The 22968-nt window shown below is 71.3% G+C and carries 20 protein-coding genes and 1 tRNA gene; 6 read left to right on the top strand and 15 right to left on the bottom strand.

The window, feature by feature from the left end; all coding sequences use genetic code 11:
• The first annotated feature begins 150 nt into the window (after positions 1 to 150).
• Positions 151 to 1134 carry a UDP-glucose 4-epimerase GalE gene (galE, locus tag FHU34_RS31375; protein ID WP_145786234.1) on the top strand — a complete coding sequence of 328 codons (984 nt, stop codon included), beginning with the start codon at positions 151 to 153 and terminating at the stop codon, positions 1132 to 1134.
• Positions 1131 to 2300, top strand: coding sequence for a galactokinase (galK, locus tag FHU34_RS31370; RefSeq protein WP_145786233.1), 1170 nt, complete (start codon positions 1131 to 1133; stop codon positions 2298 to 2300). Before galE ends, galK begins: the two co-directional genes overlap by 4 nt.
• Positions 2301 to 2407: 107 nt before the next feature.
• Here galK and FHU34_RS31365 read toward each other — a convergent pair whose 3' ends face one another.
• The 8 genes from FHU34_RS31365 to FHU34_RS31330 form a co-directional block, all read right to left on the bottom strand.
• The gene (locus tag FHU34_RS31365; protein WP_145786232.1) at positions 2408 to 3703 is read right to left on the bottom strand and encodes a sulfate adenylyltransferase subunit 1; all 1296 of its coding nucleotides are present in this window, start codon (positions 3701 to 3703) and stop codon (positions 2408 to 2410) included.
• Positions 3703 to 4614 carry a sulfate adenylyltransferase subunit CysD gene (gene cysD, locus FHU34_RS31360; protein WP_145786231.1) on the bottom strand — a complete coding sequence of 304 codons (912 nt, stop codon included), beginning with the start codon at positions 4612 to 4614 and terminating at the stop codon, positions 3703 to 3705. The genes FHU34_RS31365 and cysD overlap by 1 nt, the downstream gene beginning before the upstream one ends.
• Before the next feature lie 75 nt (positions 4615 to 4689).
• Positions 4690 to 5520, bottom strand: a complete 831-nt coding sequence (locus FHU34_RS31355; RefSeq protein ID WP_088986426.1) for an inositol monophosphatase family protein — start codon at positions 5518 to 5520, stop codon at positions 4690 to 4692.
• A 180-nt stretch (positions 5521 to 5700) separates the two neighbouring features.
• Positions 5701 to 6291 carry an aminoacyl-tRNA hydrolase gene (pth, locus tag FHU34_RS31350; RefSeq protein ID WP_145786230.1) on the bottom strand — a complete coding sequence of 197 codons (591 nt, stop codon included), beginning with the start codon at positions 6289 to 6291 and terminating at the stop codon, positions 5701 to 5703.
• A gap of 93 nt (positions 6292 to 6384) precedes the next feature.
• Complete coding sequence (locus tag FHU34_RS31345; RefSeq protein ID WP_145786229.1) at positions 6385 to 7083, bottom strand: 50S ribosomal protein L25/general stress protein Ctc; 699 nt, start codon at positions 7081 to 7083, stop codon at positions 6385 to 6387.
• Between the two features lie 334 nt (positions 7084 to 7417).
• Positions 7418 to 8398: a ribose-phosphate diphosphokinase gene (locus FHU34_RS31340; protein ID WP_145786228.1), complete on the bottom strand. Its 981-nt coding sequence runs from the start codon at positions 8396 to 8398 to the stop codon at positions 7418 to 7420.
• 58 nt (positions 8399 to 8456) lie between these two features.
• Positions 8457 to 10016: a bifunctional UDP-N-acetylglucosamine diphosphorylase/glucosamine-1-phosphate N-acetyltransferase GlmU gene (glmU, locus tag FHU34_RS31335; RefSeq protein WP_482809808.1), complete on the bottom strand. Its 1560-nt coding sequence runs from the start codon at positions 10014 to 10016 to the stop codon at positions 8457 to 8459.
• Positions 10017 to 10126: 110 nt separating this feature from the next.
• A tRNA-Gln gene (locus FHU34_RS31330) sits at positions 10127 to 10198 on the bottom strand.
• 318 nt (positions 10199 to 10516) lie between these two features.
• Between FHU34_RS31330 and FHU34_RS31325 the strand changes: the two genes are divergently transcribed.
• Positions 10517 to 11482 (top strand): acyl-CoA desaturase, encoded by a 966-nt coding sequence (locus tag FHU34_RS31325; protein ID WP_145786226.1) that lies wholly within the window; start codon positions 10517 to 10519, stop codon positions 11480 to 11482.
• A gap of 221 nt (positions 11483 to 11703) precedes the next feature.
• Positions 11704 to 12402, top strand: a complete 699-nt coding sequence (locus tag FHU34_RS31320) for a TetR/AcrR family transcriptional regulator (protein WP_145786225.1) — start codon at positions 11704 to 11706, stop codon at positions 12400 to 12402.
• A gap of 47 nt (positions 12403 to 12449) precedes the next feature.
• On the opposite strand, the gene FHU34_RS31315 is transcribed toward FHU34_RS31320, so the two are convergent.
• The 6 genes from FHU34_RS31315 to FHU34_RS31290 all read right to left on the bottom strand — a co-directional run bounded on the left by FHU34_RS31315 (position 12450) and on the right by FHU34_RS31290 (position 18431).
• Positions 12450 to 12926: a DUF4383 domain-containing protein gene (locus FHU34_RS31315; RefSeq protein ID WP_145786224.1), complete on the bottom strand. Its 477-nt coding sequence runs from the start codon at positions 12924 to 12926 to the stop codon at positions 12450 to 12452.
• 169 nt (positions 12927 to 13095) lie between these two features.
• Positions 13096 to 13551, bottom strand: a complete 456-nt coding sequence (locus FHU34_RS31310; protein WP_145786223.1) for a DUF4383 domain-containing protein — start codon at positions 13549 to 13551, stop codon at positions 13096 to 13098.
• Positions 13552 to 13652: 101 nt separating this feature from the next.
• On the bottom strand, positions 13653 to 15458 hold the full coding sequence (locus FHU34_RS31305; protein ID WP_145786222.1) for an ABC-F family ATP-binding cassette domain-containing protein: 1806 nt from the start codon (positions 15456 to 15458) through the stop codon (positions 13653 to 13655).
• Positions 15459 to 15578: 120 nt separating this feature from the next.
• Entirely contained in the window at positions 15579 to 16529 is a 951-nt protein-coding gene (locus FHU34_RS31300) for a 4-(cytidine 5'-diphospho)-2-C-methyl-D-erythritol kinase (protein ID WP_145786221.1), read from the bottom strand.
• Between the two features lie 86 nt (positions 16530 to 16615).
• Positions 16616 to 17485 carry a 16S rRNA (adenine(1518)-N(6)/adenine(1519)-N(6))-dimethyltransferase RsmA gene (gene rsmA / locus FHU34_RS31295; protein ID WP_145786220.1) on the bottom strand — a complete coding sequence of 290 codons (870 nt, stop codon included), beginning with the start codon at positions 17483 to 17485 and terminating at the stop codon, positions 16616 to 16618.
• Positions 17486 to 17531: 46 nt separating this feature from the next.
• Positions 17532 to 18431 carry a TatD family hydrolase gene (locus FHU34_RS31290; RefSeq protein WP_145786219.1) on the bottom strand — a complete coding sequence of 300 codons (900 nt, stop codon included), beginning with the start codon at positions 18429 to 18431 and terminating at the stop codon, positions 17532 to 17534.
• Between the two features lie 131 nt (positions 18432 to 18562).
• Here FHU34_RS31290 and FHU34_RS31285 point away from each other — a divergent pair, with 131 nt between their 5' ends.
• Positions 18563 to 19810, top strand: coding sequence for a hypothetical protein (locus FHU34_RS31285; RefSeq protein ID WP_145786218.1), 1248 nt, complete (start codon positions 18563 to 18565; stop codon positions 19808 to 19810).
• A gap of 42 nt (positions 19811 to 19852) precedes the next feature.
• On the opposite strand, the gene metG is transcribed toward FHU34_RS31285, so the two are convergent.
• Positions 19853 to 21685: a methionine--tRNA ligase gene (metG, locus tag FHU34_RS31280; RefSeq protein WP_145786217.1), complete on the bottom strand. Its 1833-nt coding sequence runs from the start codon at positions 21683 to 21685 to the stop codon at positions 19853 to 19855.
• A 149-nt stretch (positions 21686 to 21834) separates the two neighbouring features.
• On the opposite strand from metG, the gene FHU34_RS31275 reads away from it, so the two are divergent.
• Positions 21835 to 22962 carry a hypothetical protein gene (locus FHU34_RS31275; protein ID WP_425280595.1) on the top strand — a complete coding sequence of 376 codons (1128 nt, stop codon included), beginning with the start codon at positions 21835 to 21837 and terminating at the stop codon, positions 22960 to 22962.
• The last annotated feature ends 6 nt before the right edge of the window (positions 22963 to 22968 follow it).

The following is a 22968-nucleotide window of genomic DNA, read 5'->3' as shown; positions in this document are numbered from 1 at the left end:
GGACAGGGTCACGAATGTTCGGCTCTGTTTAATTGTGAGAGATTATGATGAGATGGGGATGATGGCGGTGTGGGCGACGATGTCGACCACCGCCTTAGGGTGATCACCGAAGGGCCACGTCCTGGGCGGGCCAGGCAGGGAGGCAACGACGTGAAACTGCTCGTCACCGGGGGCGCCGGCTTCATCGGCAGCGTGGTGACCCGGATGCTGCTCGACGCGGGCCACCAGGTGGTCGTCCTGGACGACCTACGCACCGGGCACCGGGAGGCGCTCGCCCCGGACGCGACCCACGTCGAGGCGCCCATCCACGAGGCCGCCCGCATCGTCACCGCGGACGCCGGCTTCGACGGAGTGCTGCACTTCGCCGCCCTGATCGCCGCCGGCGAGTCGATGGTCAAGCCGGAGCTGTACTGGCAGAACAACACGGTCGGCACGCTCGCCCTGATCGACGCGGTCCGCGCCGCCGGGGTGCCGCGGATGGTCTTCTCCTCCACCGCCGCCGTCTACGGCAACCCCACCGAGCTGCCCATCCCGGAGACCGCGGTCAAGGCACCCACCAACACGTACGGCGCCACCAAACTCGCCGCCGACATGGCGCTCACCTCCGAGGCCGTCGCGCACGGGCTCGCCGCCGTCTCGCTGCGCTACTTCAACGTCGCCGGCGCGCACCTCGACGGTGACGTCTCGCTGGGTGAACGCCACGACCCGGAAACGCACCTGATCCCGATCGCGTTGGAGGTCGCGGCCGGTCGGCGGGAGAAGCTCCAGCTCTTCGGCGACGACTACCCGACCGTCGACGGCACCTGCGTCCGCGACTACATCCACGTCGCCGACCTCGCCCGGGCACACCTGCTGGCGCTGGACGCCGCCACCGCCGGCCAGCACCGCATCTACAACCTCGGCAACGGCAACGGCTTCAGCAACCGCCAGGTGGTCGACGTGGTCCGCGAGGTCACCGGGCGACCCGTGCCGGTCGAGGTGGCGCCACGCCGCGAGGGCGACCCCGCCGAGTTGGTCGCCTCCTCCGCGCTGGCCCACGACGAGCTGGGCTGGACGCCCCAGAAGCCGACCCTGCACGACATGGTCGGCGACGCCTGGGCCTTCTACGGCAAGCACATCCTGGGGCAGTCGTGACCAACCCGAACGGCGACGTCGTCGCACGGGCCGCCGAGGGTTTCACCCACCAGTACGGCGGCGACGCGGCCGGCCGCTGGGCGGCTCCCGGCCGGGTCAACCTGATCGGCGAGCACACCGACTACAACGAGGGGTTCGTGCTGCCCTTCGCCCTGCCGCTGCGGACGGTGGTCGCCGCCGACCGGCAGGACGGCGAGCAGTGGACCGTCTGGTCCGAGCTGTCCGACGAGACCATCACCTTCGGCGCGGACGACGTCGCCGAGCCAGGTCGGGTGACCGGCTGGGGCGCGTACGTCGCCGGGGTGGTCTGGGCGCTCCGCGAGGCAGGCCACCAGGTGCCGGGCGCCCGGCTGGCGATCGCCTCCGACGTGCCACTGGGCGCCGGGCTCTCCTCCTCGGCCGCACTGGAGTCTGCAGTGCTGGCCGCCCTGCTCGACCTCGGTGGGCTGGAGCTGTCCCCGGAGCGGCAGCCCCGGTTGGCGCAGCGGGCGGAGAACGTCTACGTCGGTGCGCCGACCGGCATCATGGACCAGTCCGCCGCGATCCGCTGCCGCGCCGGGCACGCCCTCTTCCTGGACTGCCGGGACGAGTCGGTCGAGCACATCCCGTTCGACCTGGACGCCGCCGGGCTGGCGGTCCTGGTCATCGACAGCCGAGCGCCGCATCGGCACGCCGACGGCGAGTACGCTGCCCGCCGCCGCTCCTGCGAGGCCGGGGCGAGCGCCCTCGGCGTCGCCGCGCTGCGAGACGTCGGCGTCGACCAGCTCGACGCCGCGCTGGCACAACTCGACGACGACGAGACCAGGCGACGGGTCCGGCACGTGGTGACCGAGGACCAGCGTGTGCTGGACACTGTGGCGCTGCTCCGCGCCGCCCGGGTCCGTGACATCGGACCGCTGCTCACGGCCTCACACGTCTCGATGCGCGACGACTTCGAGATCACCGTGCCGGAGATCGACACCGCTGTCGAGGCGGCGTTGGCGGCTGGCGCGTTGGGTGCCCGGATGACCGGTGGCGGCTTCGGAGGCTGTGTCCTCGCCCTCGTCGAGGCGGACCGCGCCGACGAGGTCGCCGCCGCCGTCAAGGCCGCGTACGCCGAACGAGGCTTCACCACCCCCGGCACCGTGACGGTCCTACCGTCCCCCGGTGCCACCCGCCTCCCCTGACCCACTGCAGGTGATCAAGAGGTTTGCGTCAGTCCGGGCTCGGATTTTGACGCAAACCTCTTGATCACCGGACGAGCCGGGGGCCGGGAACCCCAGGGTTGGGGTGGTCAGCTGGCTTCGACGATCATCGCGGCGCCCACCGTGCGGTTGGTGGTCTCGTCGATGATGACGAAGCCTCCGGTGGTGCGGTTGCGCCGATACTCGTCGGCCAGCAGCGGCACCGTCGTCCGCAGCCGCACCCGACCGATCTCGTTGAGCCGCAGCTCGTCGGCCGACTCGTCGCGGTGCAGCGAGTTGATGTCCAACCGGTAGTGCAGCCCACGTACGATCGCCCGCGCCGAGCGGGTGGTGTGCTTGATCGCGTACCGGCCGCCGACCCGAAGCGGGGCCGTCTCGTCCATCCAGCAGACCATCGCCTCGATGTCCTGGGCGACCGCCGGTGCGTTGTTCGGGCGGCAGATCAGGTCACCCCGGGAGATGTCGATCTCGTCGGCCAGTCGTACCGTCACGGACATCGGCGGAAACGCCTCCGCGACCGGACCGTCGGCGGTCTCCACGGCGGCGATCCGGCTGGTGAAGCCGGACGGCAGCACCATCACCTCGTCACCCGGCTTGAGCACTCCGGAGGCGACCTGGCCGGCGTAGCCGCGGTAGTCGGTCACCGTGGTGGACTGCGGACGGATCACGTACTGCACCGGGAACCGGACGTCGACCAGGTTGCGGTCGCTGGCGATGTGCACCCGCTCCAGGTGGTGCAGCAGCGACGGGCCCTCGTACCACGGCATGTTCTCCGACCGGGCGACGATGTTGTCACCGCGCAGTGCGGAGATCGGCACCACGGTCAGGTCCGGTACGTCGAGCTTCGCGGCGAACGCTGTGAACTCGTCGGCGATCTGCTCGTAGACCTCCTGCGACCAGTCCACCAGGTCCATCTTGTTGACACAGAGGACCAGGTGCGGTACCCGCAGCAGGGAGCACAGGAAAGCGTGCCGGCGGGACTGTTCGACCAGGCCCTTACGCGCGTCCACCAGGATCAGCGCCAGGTCGGCGGTGGACGCCCCGGTCACCATGTTGCGGGTGTACTGGATGTGCCCAGGGGTGTCGGCGATGATGAACTTGCGCCGCGGGGTGGCGAAGTAGCGGTACGCCACGTCGATGGTGATGCCCTGCTCCCGCTCGGCGCGCAGGCCGTCGGTGAGCAGCGCCAGGTTGGTGTACTCGTCACCGCGGGCGGCGCTGACCGCCTCCACCGCCGCCAACTGGTCGGTGAAGAGCGACTTGGTGTCGTAGAGCAGCCGACCGATCAGGGTCGACTTCCCGTCGTCCACGCTGCCGGCGGTAGCGAACCGCAGCAGGTCCATCGACCGCGTCTCGCTGGTCGGGGCCATGGTCTCGGTGGTCATCAGAAGTAGCCCTCCCGCTTACGGTCCTCCATGGCGGCCTCGCTGACCCGGTCGTCACCGCGGGTCGCGCCGCGCTCGGTGATCCGGGTGGCCGCCACCTCCTCGATGACCTTCTCCACGGTGTCCGCGTCGGAACGGACCGCGGCGGTGCAGGAGGCGTCGCCGACGGTGCGGTAGCGCACCTGCTCCTTGAACCGCTCCTCGCCCGCCCGGGGGCGGAAGAACTCGTTGACGGCGTACAGCATGCCGTCCCGCTCGATCACCTCACGCTCGTGCGCGTAGTAGATCGAGGGCAGCGGGATGCGTTCCCTGGCGATGTAGTGCCAGACGTCCAGCTCGGTCCAGTTGGACAGCGGGAAGATTCGGATCGACTCGCCGGGGTGGTGCCGGCCGTTGTACAGCGACCACAACTCCGGCCGCTGGTTCTTCGGGTCCCACTGGCCGAACTCGTCACGGAAGCTGAAGACCCGCTCCTTCGCGCGGGCCTTCTCCTCGTCTCGGCGAGCCCCACCGAAGAGCGCGTCGAAGCGGTGCTTCTCCACGGCGTCCAACAGCACCGGCGTCTGGATCCGGTTGCGCATGCCGTCGCCGGACTCCCGGACCATCCCGCTCGCCAGGGCTTCCGGCACGCTCGCGATCACGAGCTGCAACCCCAGCTCGGCGACTCGCTGGTCGCGGTATTCCAGGACCTCGGGGAAGTTGTGCCCGGTGTCGACGTGCATGACGGGGAAGGGGATGTTGGCCGGGGCGAACGCCTTCTGCGCCAGCCGCAGCATGACGATCGAGTCCTTGCCGCCGGAGAAGAGCAGCACCGGGCGTTCCATTTCGGCGACCACCTCGCGCATCACGAAGATGCTCTCCGCCTCCAGGGCGTCCAGGTGGGAGACCCGGTACGCCGCCGGGGTGGTCATGACACCGACTCGATTCGCTCGATCATCCGATTTCCAGACCTTTCCGGTCGGACATGTCAAGAAAGTCCGCTCAGGCTACCCGGAATGTCTCTGCAGCGCTGCAAGCAACCGGGTGGCGAGATCCTTGCGGCAGACCAGGAGGTCCGGCAGGCGCGGATCCGCCTCGTTGTATCTCAGCGCAGATCCGTCGATCCGGGAAGCGTGTAGTCCGGTGGCCGTCGCCACAGCGACCGGGGCAGCCGAGTCCCACTCGTACTGCCCACCGGCGTGGATGTACGCGTCGACCTCGCCGGTGACCACGGCGGCGATCTTCGCGCCGGCCGAACCCATCGGCACCAGGTGCGCCCCGACGTCCTCGGCCAGGTCGGTGAGGAAGACTGGCGGCCGGCTCCGGCTAGCCGCCAGGCGGATCTTCCGCTCGCCGGCCGTCGCCGCTTCCACAGTCATCGGCGGGTACGCCGGCGGGTAGTCGGTGCCCAGCACCCGGTGCTGCGCCGGCAGGCCGACCGCCCCGGCGACCAGCCCGTGCGGGCTCGGCGCGTTACGCGCCCAGAGCGCCACGTGCACCGCCCAGTCCGAGCGGCCCTCCTCGGAGAACTCCCGGGTGCCGTCCAACGGGTCGATGATCCACACCCGGTCGGCGGTCAACCGCGACACCGCCCCGGTGTTCACCTCGGCCGCCCAGGCCAACCGCGAGCCCTCGTCCTCCTCGGAGAGCACCGCGTCGCCCGGTCGCCACTTCGCCAACTCCGTGCGAATCAGGTCGTGCGACACCTTGTCCCCGGCCGACTTCAGCGCGCCGGAGTCCGCGAAACCCATCTCCGTGCGCAGGTCGAGCAACGCCTGCCCGGCCCGGGACGCCAGCCATCGGGCGAACGCGCCATCGATCATCGGAGGACTGCTCATCTGCCCGCTCCCGTCGCCTCGCCGCGACCCGTGCCCGCACAGGCCGATTCGCCGCGACCCGCGTCGCCGGTCGCGGCACGCCGAAAGGCGCAGACTACCGGCCCACCGTTTCCGATCCGGTACGCCTCGCCCGGCCAGACTCGGTCGAGAGGTCCCGAGTCGGGGCCTTCGGACCCGGCCTCAACTGCCGTGGTAGAGGTTCTGCGTGGGCTCGACGCCCTTGACGATCACCGACTCCACCACGTCGGCAGCCCGGTCCACCAGGAAATCCAGTTCCTTACGCTCCGCCGCGCCAAAATCCGACAGCACGTAATCCGCCGGATCCTGCCGCCCCGGCGGTCGGCCGACGCCGAACCGCACCCGCGCGTAGTCCTTCGTGCCCAACGACTTCGACATCGACCGCAGGCCGTTGTGCCCACCCTCACCGCCGCCGAACTTCACCCGCACCTGGCCGTAGGAGATGTCCAGTTCGTCGTGCACCGCGATCACCTGCGCCACCGGCACCTTGTAGAACTGCGCCAGGGCCGCCACCGGCCCACCGGACAGGTTCATGTACGTCAGTGGCTTCACCAGCACCAGCTTCGGTCCACCGAACCCCAGCCGCGCCTCGGCCACCTCGGCCACCGCCCGCTTGTGCCGCCCGAACCGGGCACCAACCCGACCGGCCAGCAGGTCGGCCACCATGAAACCGACGTTGTGCCGGTTCCCGGCGTACTCCCGACCGGGGTTGCCCAGGCCGACCACCAGCCACGGCCCCGCCTCGTCCGTCACGACCTTTCCCTCCCGACGCCCATCCACCGACTCCCGATACGCCGACAGGCGCCCCCGATCATCCGGGGACGCCTGTCGCAGAGCTTGAACCGATCAGGCCTCGGTGCGCGCCTCGGCGTTCTCGTCGCCCTCGGCGGCCGGAGCCGCGTCCGCACCCTCGGAGCCCTCGGTGGTCTCGCCGACCTCGGCCTCGGCCTCGTCGGTGGCCACCTCGATCTCGGGCAGCGTCGCCTCGAGCTGCTCGGCGGTGGGGGCAGCGGTCACCGACGCGACGGTCAGGTCGGAGTCGGCGGCCAGCTCGACGCCGGACGGCAGCTCGACGTCAGCGGCGGTCACCTGGGTGCCCGCCTCCAGGCCCTCGATCGAGGCCTCGAGGTGGTCCGGAACCTTGGTGGCGTCGGCGGTCACCGAGAGGGTGTCGTGGTCGTGCACGATCAGGGTGTCCCGCGCGGCCTCGCCGGTCAGCTGGACCGGAACCTCGACGGTGACCTTCTCGCCCCGACGGACCAGGATCAGGTCGACGTGCTCGAAGGTGTCCCGGATCGGGTCCCGCTGGATCGCCTTCGGCAGCGCCAGCACCTGGGTGCCGTCGGTGATGTCGATCGCGAAGAGCTGGTTGGCACCGCCCTTACGGATCGCCGCGGCGAACTCCCGCGACGGCAGCGCGATGTGCTTGGGCTTCTCGCCGTGGCCGTACAGCACGGCGGGCACCTTGCCGGCCCGGCGGGTACGGCGGGCACCACCCTTGCCGAACTCGGTGCGGGGCTCGGCGCTGATCTTTACCTCGGACACGGGGAAACTCCTGATGCTTTTCGCTGCGGCGGCTTGTCGTCTGGCGGTGCTGGGGCGAGGGGCTCGCTGGGGCTCATGCGTCATGAACGACTGCCCGGAGCACCGCGTCGATGACGGTGCCTCCGTGCGGCGCTTTTCAGCGGCCCGCCGGGCACCCTCGCCGTGGCAACCGCACCAGTCTACCCGAGCTGTTTCCAGGGTTTCCGGCAGTCCCCGTTCACGGCTCCAGACCGGCGCGTCGGTGGTATTCCCACCAGCGCGCCGGCCCCGTTTCCACCAGTTTGACAGCCCCGCCCCCGCCGGAACGGCGAGTGGCGGAAACGGGGCTAAATGATCAGCTCAGGCCGCCGAAGAGGGTGGTCACCGAACCGTCGTCGAAGACCTCCCGGATCGCCCGCGCCAGCAGCGGCGCGATCGACAGCACTGTCAGCTTGTCCAACTGCTTCTCCGGCGGAAGCGGCAACGTGTTGGTCACCACGATCTCGCTGATCGAGCTGTTCTTCAGCCGCTCGGTGGCCGGGTCCGACAGCAGCGCGTGGGTGGACGCGACAACGATCTCCGCGGCCCCCTGTTCCTTCAGGATGTCGGCGGCCTTGGCGATCGTGCCGCCGGTGTCGATCATGTCGTCGACGATCAGGCAGACCCGGCCCTCCACCTCGCCGACCACGCGGTTCGCCACGACCTGGTTCGGCTTCATCGGGTCCCGGGTCTTGTGGATGAACGCCAGCGGGCAACCGCCCAGCCGGTCGGTCCACCGCTCGGCAACCCGCACCCGGCCCGAGTCCGGTGCCACCACTGTCATCGGTCGGCCGGCGTACTTGCGCTCCACGTACTCGGCCAGGATGTCCATGGCGAAGAGGTGGTCCACCGGGCCGTCGAAGAAGCCCTGGATCTGTGCGGTGTGCAGGTCGACGGTGAGGATGCGGTTCGCGCCGGCGGTCTTCAACAGGTCCGCCACCAGGCGGGCCGAGATCGGCTCCCGACCCCGGTGCTTCTTGTCCTGACGCGCGTACGGGTAGAACGGCAGCACCACGGTGATCCGCTTCGCCGACCCCCGCTTCAGCGCGTCAACCATGATCAGGGTCTCCATGACCCAGGTGTTCACTCCGTGCGTGACGGACTGCACCACGAAGGCGTCCGAACCACGCACCGAGTCCTTGAAACGTACGAAGATCTCGCCGTTGGCGAACTCGTACGCGTCGGCCGGGGTCGGCGCGACGCCGAGCACCTCGCCGATCTCCTTGGCCAACTCCGGAAAGCCACGTCCGGAAAAGAGCATCAGGCTTTTGCGGTTTTCGGCGACGATGCTGCCCATGGGCCCGTCTGCTCCCGTTTTGTCGGCGGTACCCGACCCGGTGGTGGTGGGTCAGGGACTATTCGGTTGCAGTATCTCCCGGGCCGGATGCGCCGCCCACCGTCTCGGTCACCCCGTGGATTGCCTCACTGTCGCTTGCGGTGCCGGGTGCCACCGACGCACCCTTCGCGTCGCCGACTCGCTGCGCACCCTTCGCGTCGCTGGCCCGCTGCGCCGCCTCGGCCGCTGCCGTGCCGGCGCGGCGCTTCACCACCCAGCCCTCGATGTTGCGCTGGCGGGCCCGGGCGACGCCCATCGCACCCGCCGGCACGTCGTCGACGATGACCGAGCCAGCAGCCGTGTACGCGCCGTCGCCCACCTCGACCGGCGCCACGAACATGTTGTCCGCCCCCGTGCGGGCGTGGCTGCCGATGACGGTGTGGTGCTTGTTCACCCCGTCGTAGTTCACGAAGACCGACGCCGCGCCGATGTTGGTGTGCTCGCCGATCGTCGCGTCACCCACGTACGTGAGGTGCGGCACCTTGGAGCCCGCGCCGATCTGCGTGTTCTTCACCTCGACGAACGTGCCGACCTTCGCCTTCTCGGCGAGTCGTGCGGCCGGCCGCAGGTACGCGTAGGGCCCGACGGTGGCGCCAGCGCCCACCTCGGCGCCGACGGCGTGGCTTCTGACCACCGACGCGGCGGGGCCGACGACCGTGTCGATGAGCGTGACGTCCGGCCCGACCAGCGCGCCCGCGCCGACCACTGTGGCTCCGCGCAGCTGGGTGTTCTGGTCGACCACGGCGTCGCGGTCCAGGGCAACCGTCACGTCGATCCAGGTGGTCGCCGGGTCGAGCAGGCTGACCCCGGTCCGCATCCACGCCTCGTTGACCCGGTCGCGCAGCAGCCGGCGCAGCGCTGCCAGCTCCACCCGGTCGTTGCAGCCCAACGTCTCCACGTGGTCGTCGGCTACGTGCACGGCGACCGGCTCACCGGCCGAGCGGAGCAGCCCGAAGACGTCGGTCAGGTACTCCTCGCCCTGGTCGTTGTCGGTGGAGAGCTTGCCCAGCGCGTCGCGCAGCCGCACCGCGTCGAACGCGTAGATGCCGGCGTTGATCTCCCGGATCGCCCGCTGCGTCGCGTCGGCGTCACGCTCTTCGACGATCTGCTCCAGGCGGCCGCCGGCGTCCCGGACGATCCGGCCGAGCCCGGTCGGGTCGGGCACCTCGGCGGCGAGCACGGTGGCCGCCGCGGCGGCCTCCTCGTGCGCGGTCACCAGCGCGCCGACCGTCTCGGGTCGCAGCAGCGGCACGTCCCCGTTGATCACCACGACGGTGCCGGCCCCTTCCGGGACGGCGTCCAGCGCGATCCGTACGGCGTGGCCGGTGCCGAGCTGCTCGGCCTGGAGCACGGGCGTGGCGTCCGGTGCGACCTCGGAGAGGTGCCCCCGGACCTGGTCGGCGCCATGCCCCACGACGACGACGGTGCGGTCAGCGGCGAGCGGCGCGGCGGCGCTCAGCACGTGACCGAGTAGCGTCCGACCGAGCAGCGGGTGCAGCACCTTGGGCAGTGTCGACTTCATCCGCTTGCCCTCACCGGCGGCGAGAACGACGACGGTACGAAGGTGGGGCTGGGGCACGATGTGGCTCCCGTCGGGACGGCGGACACTCTCGCGGCCATGCTAGCCGCGGGCCCCATCGCGTCTTCCTCTTACCCCCACCGGACCCTAAAACGGGCGCAGATGGACAGCTCGGCCGCCAGGGTTCGAACCTGAAATACGGGTACCAAAGACCCGGGTGTTGCCAGTTACACCACGGCCGATCAACGATGCGAGCACGTCGCATCCGGGGGGACGAGCACCCCGCCGGCTACACCTTAGCGTCCCGAGCGTCGGACGCCATCGCTCATTCCACCCCACCCCGCCGAACCCGCTTCCCGGACAGCCGCCGGCACCCCCTGTTCCGTACTCCCGGCGCCTGCGACGACACCGCGACCCGCCGCCGCTCGCACTGCCTTGACCTGCTGGTTCGTGCGAGTATCCGAGGGTTTTTCGAAACTTCCCCGTGCGATCTACGGTGCCGTAAGTTACGGTGACGTAGGCGTAACTTCGTGATCGTCACCTTCCCCCTGCGAGGTCCCATGTCCACTGCTCTGCTCGATCCCAACACCGCCGCGCCCGGCCCCAAACCCCTCACCGACGGCAGCCAGTCCCCCGGCATCCTGGCCGCCCTGTGGGCGTTCGTGGTGATCCCCTTCGTCGCCCTGCTGGTCGCCGTGCCCGTCGCCTGGGGCGGCTGGCTCGGCTGGACCGACGTGATCATCGGCCTGGTCTGGTACGTCATCTCCGGGCTCGGCATCACCGTCGGCTTCCACCGCTACTTCACGCACGGCTCGTTCAAGGCGAAGCGGTGGCTGCGGGTGTCATTGGCGGTGGCGGGCTCACTGGCGGTGCAGGGCGAGATCATCCAGTGGGTGGCCGACCACCGCCGACACCACGCGTTCTCCGACCTGGAGGGCGACCCGCACTCGCCGTGGCGCTTCGGCACCAGCTTCTGGGCGTTGACCCGAGGCCTGTTCCACGCGCACGTCGGCTGGCTGTTCCGCCGTGAGCTGTCCAACCGCGAGCGCTTCGCACCGGACCTCATCGCCGACCGCGACATCAGCCGGGTCGACCGTCTCTTCCCGATGCTGGTGGCCATCTCGCTGCTCGGCCCGGCGCTGATCGGTGGCCTGGTGACCTGGTCCTGGCAGGGCGCGCTGACCGCGTTCTTCTGGGCCGGGCTGGTCCGGATCGGCCTGCTGCACCACGTCACCTGGGCGATCAACTCGGTCTGCCACGTCTACGGTGAGCGTCCGTTCGCGATGCGTCAGGGCGACCGCGCGTCGAACTTCTGGCCGCTGGCGATCCTGTCCTTCGGCGAGAGCTGGCACAACCTGCACCACGCTGACCCGACCAGCGCCCGGCACGGCGTGCTCCGCGGGCAGGTCGACATCTCCGCCCGGGTGATCTGGATGTTCGAGAAGGTCGGCGCGGCGTCGCACGTGCGCTGGCCGAAGCCGGAACGCCTGGCCGCGAAGCTGGTGAAGCCGGTCGCACCCCGGTAAACCGGGCGGTGCGCCGGGAGGCCGCCTGGCAGGATGGCCCAGATGACCGAGCCACGCGGGGGGACCGGACGGCTCGGCCGACGGGGAGCCGGGCTCGATCCGGATACGGTCGGACGGCGCGGCGGGGTCGGACCGCCCGACAGTGAGGCGACGACGTGAACGGGCACAGCGGAGGCACCATCCCACGGCAGGGCGTCACCGAGCGCCAGCGAGGCGGCGACATGCCCGAGAGCAAGGATGTGGCCGAGGGCCGGCGGGCGACGCCGGCCCCGGCCCCGGCCCCGGCCCCGAAACCGAAGACCACCTCCCGGGTACGCATGTCGGCGGCCCAGCGACGGGAGCAGTTGATCGCGACCGGCCGGCAGTTGTTCGCCGAGCGTGGCTTCGACGCCACCTCGATCGAGGAGGTCGCCGCCCGCGCCAAGGTCTCCAAGCCGGTGGTGTACGAGCACTTCGGCGGCAAGGAAGGGCTGTACGCGGTGGTGGTGGACCGGGAGGTCCGCGCCCTACTGGACCGGATCACCACGGCGTTGACCGCTGGGCATCCCCGGGAGCTGCTGGAACAGGCCGCGCTGGCCCTGCTGGGCTACATCGAGGAGGAGGCCAGCGGCTTCCGGGTCCTGGTCCGCGAGTCGCCGCTGATGTCCGGCACGGCCAACTTCAGCAGCGTGATGAACGACGTGGCGCACCAGGTCGAGCACATCCTGGGCGCCGAGTTCAAGAGCCGCGGGTACGACCCGAAGCTCGCCGAGCTCTACTCGCAGGCGCTGGTCGGCATGGTGGCCCTGACCGGGCGCTGGTGGCTGGAGGTGCGCAAGCCGCGCAAGGAGACGGTGGCGGCGCACCTCGTCAACCTGGCGTGGAACGGGCTGTCGCACCTGGAGGCGAAGCCGACACTGATCACCGCGCGCCGCCACTGAGCCGGCTGACCCCGAGCCCGCTGACCGCACACCGCTGCTGAGCCTGCTCAGCGGCGGTGTGCGTCGGCGACCGGGTGTTTACGGCGCTCCAGCTCCGCCTCCGCGTGCTCGGCCGGGCCGACCTTGTCGTACAGGCCGGTGCCGAACAGGATCAGGCCGAACAGCATCGACACCACGACTGTCGACATCGAGAAGTTGAGGAAGTTCGCGTCGGTCTGCAGCACGGACATCATCAGAATGCTGGTCACCAGGAACACCACACCCGCAGTGAGATTCATGTAGTGACCGAGGTTGCTGCGCCGCGACGCCCCGATGATCAGGACGATTCCGAAGATCACCGAGGCGAGCGAGAAGGCCAGGTTGGTCCGCAGTCCGAGGGCCCAGGTGCTGCTCCGAGCGAAGAGCGGGTCACCGATCGTCTCGGCGACACCCCAGACGCCGAAGACCAGGATGTAGACGCCGACCAGACCGGAGAGGATCCGGTACAGCGGCCGTGCCGGATGGTTGACCGGAAAATGCGGCATACCCGAGACCCCCTGATTGACCGTTTCAGGGGAATTGTCGCCCACAAAAACGGGCACGTCAGGCAAAACACTGATGGTCGCGCGGGAGCCCGAGCTGCGCAGGGATCAAGCCTGACCGCCCGGAGCAGCTCGGGCTCCGGCGAAAACCACCACCGCAACCACGAAGAGCTCAGAGAATCAGACGAGCCTTGTGGAAGGCCTCCGCCTCCTCCTCGGACCCGACCTTGCCGTACATGCCGACCATGAGGAGCACCAGGGACGCCGTCAGCACCACGACCACAGTGGTGATGCTGAAGTTGAAGATGTTGGCGTCGGTGCGGATGAAGGCGAGACCACCCAGGCCGATCACCATCAGGGCGTACGCCAGCCACTGGTTGATCGCCACGTCGATGTTGCGGCCGAGCGCGGTGCCGACCAGCACGACGATCCCGAGCAACACGCTGAGCAGCGAGAAGCCGAGGTTGGTGCCCTGACCGAGGACCCGGGTGTCGTCCTGGGCGAGGATCTCGTTGCCGGTGCTGGCGATGATGCCGAGCACACCGAAGACCACCAGGTACAGACCGGTCAGCCCGCCGATCGCCCGGTAGATCGGCCGCGCGGGGTGGTTGACGGGGGTGTGTGCCATGTCTGTGTCTCCAACGCCGTGGGGTAGGTGTCGCCGACGATTGTCTCGCATGTGGTGGTGTGACGCCGCACACGGGGCCCGGGCCGGCGCGCCCGGAACCTTCAGCTCTCCGGCAGGTCCTCGGCGAGGGTCATCCAGCTCTCCTCGATCCGCTCCCGCTCGGCGCGCAGATCCTTGAGCTGGGCGTCCAACTCGGCGACCCGGGCGTAGTCGGTGGCGTCCGCCGCCAACTGATCGAGCAGCGTGGTCTCGCGCTGGTCGAGTTTGCCGAGCTGCCGCTCCAGCCGGCTCAGTTCCTTGCGGGCCTGGCGGACCTCGGCGGCGGACATGCCGGCTCCCGAAGAAGCGGCGGGCCCGGAGGCCGAGGTGACACCCGCCCGAGAAGAGCCGGCCCGCTCGGCGGTCCGCGCGAGGTACTCGTCCACACCGCCCGGCAGGTGCACCAGCCGACCGTCGCCGAACATGCCGTACGCGGTGTCGGTGACCCGCTCGATCAGGTAGCGGTCGTGGCTCGCCACGATGATCGTGCCGGGCCACGAGTCGAGCAGGTCCTCCAACGCGGCGAGCGTGTCGGTGTCCAGGTCGTTGGTGGGCTCGTCGAAGAGCAGGACGTTGGGCTCTCCCGCGAGCAGCCGCAGCATCTGCAACCGGCGGCGTTCCCCACCGGAGAGGTCGCTGACCGGGGTCCAGAGGCGGCGGTCGTCGAAGCCGAACACCTCGGCGAGCTGGGACGCGGAGACCTCCCGGTCGCCGAGCTGGACCCGGCGGGCGACCTCCTCGACGGCTTCCAGCACGCGAAGGTGCCCGGGCAGCTCGGTGAGCTCCTGGGACAGGAACGCGGGCCGCACCGTGGAGCCGGTGCCGAGACGGCCACCGTCGGGGCGGGTGATGCCGGCGAGCAACCGCAGCAACGTGGTCTTGCCGGCGCCGTTGGCGCCGAGGATGGCGATCCGGTCGCCGGGGCCGACCAGCCAGCTGACGTCGCGCAGGATCTCCTTGGGGCCGGCGTGCAGCTCGACGTTCTCCAGCTCGTACACCTGCTTGCCGAGCCGGGAGACGGCCATGCGTTGCAGGGACATGGTGTCCCGCGCCGGCGGCACGTCGGCGATCAACGCGTTCGCGGCGTCGATGCGGAACTGGGGCTTGGAGGTACGGGCCGGCGGACCACGGCGCAGCCAGGCGATCTCCTTGCGGAGCAGGTTCTGCCGGCGGGCCTCGGTGGCGGCGGCGACGCGCTCGCGCTCGGCGCGGGCCAGGGTCCAGGCGGCGAAGCCGCCCTCGTAGGCGCGAACGGTCTGGTCCGCGACCTCCCAGGTGGTGGTGCAGACCGCGTCGAGGAACCACCGGTCGTGGGTGACGACCACCAGCGCGCCCTTGCGGCCGACCAGGTGCCGGGCGAGCCAGTCGACACCGCCGACGTCGAGGTGGTTGGTGGGCTCGTCGAGGATGAGCAGGTCGGAGTCGCGGACGAGTAGCGCGGCGAGCGCCACCCGGCGTCGTTCGCCACCGGACATCGGGCCGACCGGCTGGTCGAGGCCCAGGTGCGGCATGCCGAGGCCGTCGAGGATGGCACGCACACCGGCGTCACCGGCCCACTCGTGCTCGGCGCCCATGCCCTCGTCGAGCCAGGCGGTGCCGAGCACCACGTCCCGGACCGTGGCGTCGGGGGCCAGCGTGAGCTGCTGCGGCAGCCACAGCACGCGCAGGTCGCGACGGTGGGTCACCCGGCCGTCGTCGGGGCCCTCCTGCTTCGTGAGCAGCCGCAGCAGGGTGGACTTGCCGGCGCCGTTGAGGCCGACCACGCCGATCCGGTCGGCGTCGTCCAGGCCGAGCGAGACGTCCGTGAGCAGCCGCCCTGCCGCGCCGTACCCCTTGGACACCCGGTCCAGATTGACGATGTTCGCCACGATCCACCCTTCATGATCAAGGCGTCCCGGTGCCGGCGGGCACCTGGACGCCTGCCTCAAGGGTACGCGGACGCCCCGGCCGACCGCGCCGCGCGCCCGCGGGACTGGTGGGACGGGCCGTCAGCCGACGCGGGCACCGGCGACCGGGCCGTGGGCGACCCGCGCCTCCCGGCACACCTCCGCGGCGTTCAGCTCGGCGGCGATCCGCTCCGCGTCGGCCGCGTCGGCCGCGAGGAACACACAGGTCGGGCCGGAGCCGGAGACGATGCCGGTGAGCGCGCCGGCCTCCTCGCCGGCCTTGAGGGTGTCGGCCAGCGCCGGGAGCATGGCCAGCGCGGCGTCCTGGAGGTCGTTGCCGAGCGTCCGGGCGAGTACCCGGGGGTCGCGTTGACGCAGCGCGCCCAGGAGGGCGTCGGTGGGGCCCAGCGGGGCACCGGCGGCACCGGAGTCGCGCAGCCGGTCCAGCTCGCGGTACGCGGCGGGAGTGGAGAGGCCCACGTCGGCGATCGCCACCACCCAGTGCCAGGTGGTCGGACGGGCCAGCACCGGGCTGATCGCCTCACCCCGGCCGGTGCCCAGCGCGGTGCCCCCGTAGATCAGGAACGGCACGTCGGAGCCGAGGTCGGCGGCGATCCCGGCCAGCTCGTCGCGGGACAGCCCGGTGCCCCACAGCGCGTCGCAGGCCACCAGCGCGGCGGCCGCGTCGGCGCTGCCACCGGCCAGCCCGCCGGCGAGCGGTATCTGCTTACGCAGGTGCAGCCGGGCGTGCGGGAGCACGCCCGCGTACCCGGCGAGGGCGTGCGCCGCGCGGATCACCAGGTTGGAGTCGTCCAGGGCCAGCTCGCCGGTGCCCTCGCCCTCCATCGTCAGGGCGAGCGTGTCGCCCCGACGGGCCGTCAGCTCGTCGTAGATCGAGATGGCGTGGTAGACCGTGTTCAGCTCGTGGTAGCCGTCCCGGCGCAGCGGGCCCACCCCGAGGTGCAGATTGACCTTGGCGGGCACCCGGACCTTCACCGGCCCGATGGCCCCGCGTCGCTCGTCCTCGTCGTCCGGACGCCAGGCCTCGGTCACGGGGTGACATCCCGCAAGCGCAGGCGGATGTCGAACGGCTTGGCCACGATCAGCTCCTCGGCGTCCTCGGCGGGCACGGCGTCAGCCTACTTCGCGGCCGGCGTACCGGCCGGAGCCGACGCGGCGATGGCGGCGAACTGCTCGACGGTCAGGGATTCCCCCCGGGCGCCGGGGTCGACGCCGGCCGCGGTGAGCGCGGCGGCGGCCCGGTCCGCGCTACCGGCCCAGCCGGCCAACGCGGCGCGCAGCGTCTTGCGCCGCTGCGCGAACGCCGCATCGACCACTGCGAACACCCTTTCCCGAGGTACGTCGGACCGGGGCGGTTCGTGGCAGGTGAAGGCGACCAGGCCGGAGTCGACGTTGGGCACCGGCCAGAACACGTTCGGGGGCACCCGTCCGGCACCCCGGGCCTGGGCGTACCAGGCGAGTTTGACCGACGGGATTCCGTACACCTTGGAGCCGGGACCGGCGACCAGCCGGTCGGCGACCTCCTTCTGCACCATCACCAGGCCGTGCCGCAGGGTGGGCAGCACGGCGAGCAGGTGCAGCACCACTGGCACGGCCACGTTGTAGGGCAGGTTCGCCACCAGCGCGGTCGGCGGTGGGTCGGCCAGCTCGGCGGCGGCGACGCGCAGGGCGTCAGCTCGGTGCACGGTGAGCCGGTCGGCGTCCGCCGAGGCGTACCGCGCGGCGGTCTCCGGCAGCGCGCCGGCCAGCACCGGGTCGATCTCCACGGCGTGCACGTGCCCCGCGATCGGCAGCAGCCCCAGGGTCAGCGAACCGAGCCCCGGGCCGACCTCCAGAGCCACGTCGTCCGGGGTCAGGCCGGCGGCGGTGACGATCCGGCGCACGGTGTTCGGGTCGTGCACGAAGTTCTGGCCCAGCTTCTTGGTGGGCGCGACGCCCAGCCGGGCGGCGAGCTCCCGGATCTCCGCCGGGCCGAGGAGACCGGTCATGCCTGGAAGCGTAGCGACGGGGTCGGTGCCGACCGTCGGGCCGGGCTCACCACGGGCCGAAGACCCGGTCGCCGGTGGCGGAGATGGCAGCGCACAGCTCGTCCAGGTCGGTGCCGGTGGTCTGGGCGAGCGCCCGGACGGTGAGCGGGATCAGGTACGAGGCGTTCGGCCGGCCACGGTGCGGTGTCGGGGTGAGGTACGGGGCGTCGGTCTCCACCAGTATCTGGTCGACGGGGGTGAGCGCGGCGGCCTCCCGCAGCGCGTTGGCGCTGCCGAAGGTGACGGTGCCGGCGAAGCTGAGCAGGTAACCGCGGCGGACACACTCGCGGGCGAAGTCGGCGTCACCGGAGAAGCAGTGCAGCACCACCCGGTCCGGCGCTCCCTCGTCGTCGAGGATCCGCAGCACGTCCGCGTGGGCGTCCCGGTCGTGGATGACCAACGCCTTGCCGTACCGCTTGGCGATCGCGATGTGCGCCCGGAAGCTGTCCTCCTGCGCGGCGCGCCCCTCGTCGCCGGTCCGGAAGAAGTCCATTCCGGTCTCGCCGATCCCCCGGACCCGGTCGCGGGCGGCGAGTGACTCGATCTCCCGCAACGCCTCGTCGAGGTCGCTGAGCCGGGGTGCCTCGTTGGGGTGCAGCGCCACGGTGGCCAGCACTGCGGGGTACCGCTCGGCGGTGTCCGCGCCCCACCGGGACGAGGCGACGTCCACGCCCACCTGGACCAGCCGGTCCACGCCGACCTTCGTGGCCAACTCGATCGCCACCCCGACCGGGTCGTCGGACGGCCCGCCGCCGGGCACACCGGCCTCGCTGACAGTGATGTCCAGGTGGGTGTGGCTGTCCAGTACCGCGCGGGGCAGCGGCTCGGGGGCGGGCGGAAACTCTCCGGCCCGCCGGGCGGCACGCTCTCGGCGCGATTCAGTGGGCTCGCTCATCAGCGACAGCATCACACACCGGGGCTGTCCATCTGCCCGCCACCCGACGTTCACCTCGACTACGCCGCGCGACTCTACCGTCGCCAGCGAGCGAGCGAACCGGGTCGACAGGGCATCTCGTCGAGGGAGAGGGAGACGGCGGCATGAGCGTCATCCCCCAGACCGGCGGGACCGCCGGCGAACGTACCGGGTTGCATGTGGCGTTCGGCGGCGGTGTGTACCCGGCCGAGGAGATCGCCCGAGGCGCCGCGTACGAGCTGTTCAGCGCCGACGAGGTGGCCGGCTTCGAGTGGGCGCCCCGGCCGGGCAGCGCGCTGCCGTGGCGCCGGTTCGTGCACGTCAGCGAGGTGACCGCGGTACACGGAGGCACCGAACCGGCCGACGAGCCGGAGACGCCGCTGATGATGCCGGCGCACCGCGAGCGGGGTTGGGCGTACCTGCACCAGCTCAGCCAGCAGCCGTCCGCAGCGGGTGACCCGGTGCTGGCGGCGGCGCGCGCGTCGGCGGTGGTCCGGCGGGGCACCCGGATGGTGAAGGTGCTCTCCGCCCAGCAGCTCGCCGGCTACGTGCGGGGCTGGTTGCCGCACGGCTTCTGCTACCGCGAGTACGACGTGGCGCACCTGCGTACGCCGGCGACGACGACGGTGCTGCGCAGCGACGGTGACGTCGGCCGGGAGGGGCCGGATGTGACGTACGCGCTGCGGTGGCGGGCGTCCGACCCGGGCGACTACGACGTGCCGGTGGGCGAGGCGCACCGCGGCCTGACCGCGCTGGCGTCCCGGGACCGGCTCGGCGCCCCGGTGCTGGGCACAGGCTTCGTGCCGAGCAACGGTCAGCTCATTCCGGAGTTCATCACCCGGGACTTCGCCGACCTGCCGATGCCGGCGAACGCCGCCCTGATCGCGTACCCCGCGGAGGGGGTGGAGGTGGTGCTCTACACCTACCAGGCCGAGCAGCGCGGATGGCTGCGGATGGTGGGCCCGCAGTGGCGACACCTGCTGGCCGGGGTGCCGGGCCTGTCCCCGGACCAGGAGTACGTGCCGAACGGGGACGCGCCGCGCTCCACCCAGTTGGTCGGTCTCTACGGTGACACCGAGTACGAGGCGGTGGCCGACCTGCCCGGCGGGTTCCGGGTGCTGGCGATGACCCGGGCGGCCCGTTACCCAGTGGAGGCGGTGGCTCGCCGACTCCGGTTCGCCCAGTGGCGGGGTGTGCCCTGCCTGGTGCTGCGGGAGGAGGCCGGTTGGTTGCGGGTGCGCCTGCGCTTCCCGAACCCGGAGGCGGTGGTGGCGACCGGCGCGCAGTGCCACGAACGAGGCGTCTACGAGGCGTGGGCGTTGGGCACCGAGGTGACCGACGACCAGGTGATGGACACCCGGTACGCGATGTGACGGCGCGCGGCGGCAGACCAACTGCCGCCGCGCGTCACACTGTCATCCGGCCAGTCGGGCCAGTTCCTCGTCGACGATCGACGGGTCGAGCTTGCGGAACACCGGCTTCGGTGCCGCCAGCGGGCGACCCGCCTCGATCGCCACCGACTCCCAGCGGGCGCCGACGGTGTAGTCACCGGTGAGCACGGGGTACGCCGGGCCGCCGTCCAGATCGTCGACCTGCTCGATGACGGGCATCGGCGCGTGCACGCCGGTGCCGCCGAGCAGTTCGTGCACCTGCTGCGCGGAGTGCGGCAGGAACGGGGTGAGCAGCGTGTTGGCGTCGCTGATCACCTGGAGGGCGACGTGCAGGATGGTGCCCATCCGGGGCTTGTCCGCCTCGTCCTTGAGCTTCCACGGGGCCTGCTCGGAGAGGTACCTGTTGGCTTCGGCGACCACCTTCATCGCCTCACCGATGGCCTGCTTCTGCCGGTGCCGGCCGATGAGGTCGCCGACTCCTGCGAACCCGGCCCGGGCCGTAGCGAGCAGCGCCTCGTCGGCCTCGGTGAGCCCGGCCGGGTCGACCGGCGGGATCGCGCCGAAGTTCTTCGCCGCCATGGAGACCGACCGGTTGACCAGGTTGCCCCAGCCGGCGACCAGCTCGTCGTTGTTGCGGCGGAGGAACTCGGCCCAGGTGAAGTCGGTGTCGTTGCTCTCCGGGCCGGCGGCGGCGATGAAGTAGCGCAGCGCGTCCGCGTCGTACCGCTCCAGGAAGTCGCGGACGTAGATGACCACCTTGCGGGACGAGGAGAACTTGCGCCCCTCCATGGTCAGGTATTCGCTGGAGACGACCTCGGTGGGCAGGTTGAGCCGACCCAGCTCGCCCGGCTCACCGTCGCGGGAGCCCTCACCGGAGTAGCCGGAGAGCAGCGCCGGCCAGATCACCGAGTGGAAGACGATGTTGTCCTTGCCCATGAAGTAGTAGGACCGGGCGTCTTCGCCGACCCCGTCGGCCGACGGGACGCTGCCCTCGCCGTCCTTGGAGTTCCAATACTTCCGCCACGCCTCGGGGTCGCCGGAGCGGCGGGCCCACTCGATCGAGGCGGACAGGTAGCCGATCACCGCGTCGAACCAGACGTAGATCCGCTTGTCCGACCGGTCCCGCCAGCCGTCCAGCGGGATCGGCACGCCCCATTCGAGGTCGCGGGTGATCGCCCGGGGCTGGAGGTCGTCGAGCAGGTTGCGGGAGAACCGCAGCACGTTGGGCCGCCACCCCTCGCGGGTGTCCAGCCACTGCCGCAGCACCTCGGCCAGGGCGGGCAGGTCGAGGAAGAAGTGCTCGGTCTCGACGAACTTCGGGGCTTCCCCGTTGATCCGCGACTTCGGGTTGATCAGGTCGATCGGGTCGAGCTGGTTGCCGCAGTTGTCGCACTGGTCGCCCCGGGCGCTGTCGTACCCGCAGATCGGGCAGGTGCCCTCGATGTAGCGGTCGGGCAGGGTGCGTCCGGTGGACGGGGAGATGGCGCCCATGGTGGTCTTCGGCACGATGTAGCCGTTGCGGTACATCCCCTCGAACAACTCCTGCACCACCGCGTAGTGGTTGCGGGTGGTGGTGCGGGTGAACAGGTCGTAGGAGAGGCCGAGACCGTGCAGGTCCTCGACGATCACCCTGTTGTACCTGTCGGCCAGCTCGCGCGGGGTGACCCCGTCGGCGTCGGCCTGCACCTGGATCGGGGTGCCGTGCTCGTCGGTGCCGGAGACCATGAGCACGTCGTGGCCGGCCATCCGCATGTACCGGGCGAAGACGTCGGAGGGAACGCCGAAACCGGAGACGTGGCCGATGTGGCGGGGGCCGTTGGCGTACGGCCAGGCCACTGCCGCGAGAACGTGACTCATGAGCAGCAAGCCTAGTGACCCGTCCGGGGCGCCCGCGAACCAATAGGGGGTGCCGCGCCAGCGGACCGGGCCGACCACCTCGACCATTGGTCCGATTTGTCGCCGACACGCGGTCTAGCTGCCCGTTCCGCCCCCCGCAGCGGTGTGCAATGAACGTCGTGACGGGCAGACGAGCGGCACGGGACCACCAGGACCGGCCCACCGGGCCGGCGGTCGACGACGATCCCGGTCCCGATCCGGCTCCGCCCCGGAGTGCCGGTGTCGCTCCCCAGCCCCGGCTGGTACCCGGCACCGACCCCGTCGCCGGGGCACGACAGGGTCCCAGCCCGCGACCGAGCCCGACCACACGGGCCGGTGCCGCCCCGCCGGAGGAGCAGCAGACCAGGCCGTCGGAGCTTGCCGCCACGCCGGTCCGGCCCACGCCGGCCGCGCCGACACCCACCCCGGCGCGGCCGACCCCCGCGGCGCCCGCGCCGAGCCCGGCCCGGCCGAGCCCTCCGGGCCCGACCGCCGGCGAGACGGTCGCCGCCGTGGAGGCCGTCGAGGTGGAGCCGACCACCGGCGCACCGGTGGACGCGGTACCGCGTCGGGTGCCCGTCCGGCAGCAGAGCCGCCGGCACCGGGGCCGACGGGCCGACGCTGACGCGCCAGACGGTGACGACGCCGTCTGGGCGCCGATCGAGGAGGTGCACTGGGACGGCACCCCGGTCCGGGAGGATCCGGCGCCGGACCGGGACCTGGACTTCCGCCCGATACGACGCCAGCCGCCGAGCCGGACGCCCCCGCCGCCCGATCCGCTGCCCGGCCTCGCCGCGTTGGTGGCGCTGAGCCTGGTCGCGGCCTTCTTCGCCTGGGTCAGCGCCGGTCCGTTCTGGCTCGCGGTCGGGCACGCCCGGGCGGGCACCGTGGTGATCGACGGCTGCACCGGCGACGGGCTCACCCAACGGTGCCGGGGGACGTTCACGGCACAGGACGGACGGTTCATCGCCCACGGTGTACGGGTGAGCGGCGTGCCCGCCGTCGCGAACGCGAGCGGTACACGGCTGTCGGCGCGGATGACCGGCCCGGACGCCACCACCGCGTACGCGGACACCGGCGTCGGCCGGCACCTGCGCTGGCTGCCCGGTCTGCTGGTGGTGCTGGGCTGCACCGCCGGCATCGTCCGGTGGACCGGGTCGGCCCGGTTGCCGGGCCGTCGGAGCCGCCGTTGGTCCGTGACCGCCGCCGTCGCCGGCCCCGTGCTGATCACCGTCGGGTTCCTGGTCGCCGCCTGGTAGGCAGGC

Source organism: Micromonospora taraxaci, from assembly GCF_007830095.1.
Lineage (GTDB): Bacteria > Actinomycetota > Actinomycetes > Mycobacteriales > Micromonosporaceae > Micromonospora > Micromonospora taraxaci.
The sequence above is the reverse complement of the archived record's forward strand: the minus strand, read 5'-3'. Positions and strand labels throughout refer to the sequence as shown.

Coding starts and splice junctions, on each gene's coding strand:
- FHU34_RS31310 (WP_145786223.1), bottom strand. CDS start 13,551: ATGGCACACACCCCCGTCAACCACCCCGCGCGGCCGATCTACCGGGCG.
- FHU34_RS31325 (WP_145786226.1), top strand. CDS start 10,517: ATGTCCACTGCTCTGCTCGATCCCAACACCGCCGCGCCCGGCCCCAAA.
- FHU34_RS31320 (WP_145786225.1), top strand. CDS start 11,704: ATGCCCGAGAGCAAGGATGTGGCCGAGGGCCGGCGGGCGACGCCGGCC.
- rsmA (WP_145786220.1), bottom strand. CDS start 17,485: ATGACCGGTCTCCTCGGCCCGGCGGAGATCCGGGAGCTCGCCGCCCGG.
- FHU34_RS31355 (WP_088986426.1), bottom strand. CDS start 5,520: ATGAGCAGTCCTCCGATGATCGATGGCGCGTTCGCCCGATGGCTGGCG.
- FHU34_RS31275 (WP_425280595.1), top strand. CDS start 21,835: ATGAACGTCGTGACGGGCAGACGAGCGGCACGGGACCACCAGGACCGG.
- FHU34_RS31365 (WP_145786232.1), bottom strand. CDS start 3,703: ATGACCACCGAGACCATGGCCCCGACCAGCGAGACGCGGTCGATGGAC.
- FHU34_RS31290 (WP_145786219.1), bottom strand. CDS start 18,431: ATGCTGTCGCTGATGAGCGAGCCCACTGAATCGCGCCGAGAGCGTGCC.
- FHU34_RS31340 (WP_145786228.1), bottom strand. CDS start 8,398: ATGGGCAGCATCGTCGCCGAAAACCGCAAAAGCCTGATGCTCTTTTCC.
- cysD (WP_145786231.1), bottom strand. CDS start 4,614: ATGACCACCCCGGCGGCGTACCGGGTCTCCCACCTGGACGCCCTGGAG.
- metG (WP_145786217.1), bottom strand. CDS start 21,685: ATGAGTCACGTTCTCGCGGCAGTGGCCTGGCCGTACGCCAACGGCCCC.
- FHU34_RS31315 (WP_145786224.1), bottom strand. CDS start 12,926: ATGCCGCATTTTCCGGTCAACCATCCGGCACGGCCGCTGTACCGGATC.
- FHU34_RS31285 (WP_145786218.1), top strand. CDS start 18,563: ATGAGCGTCATCCCCCAGACCGGCGGGACCGCCGGCGAACGTACCGGG.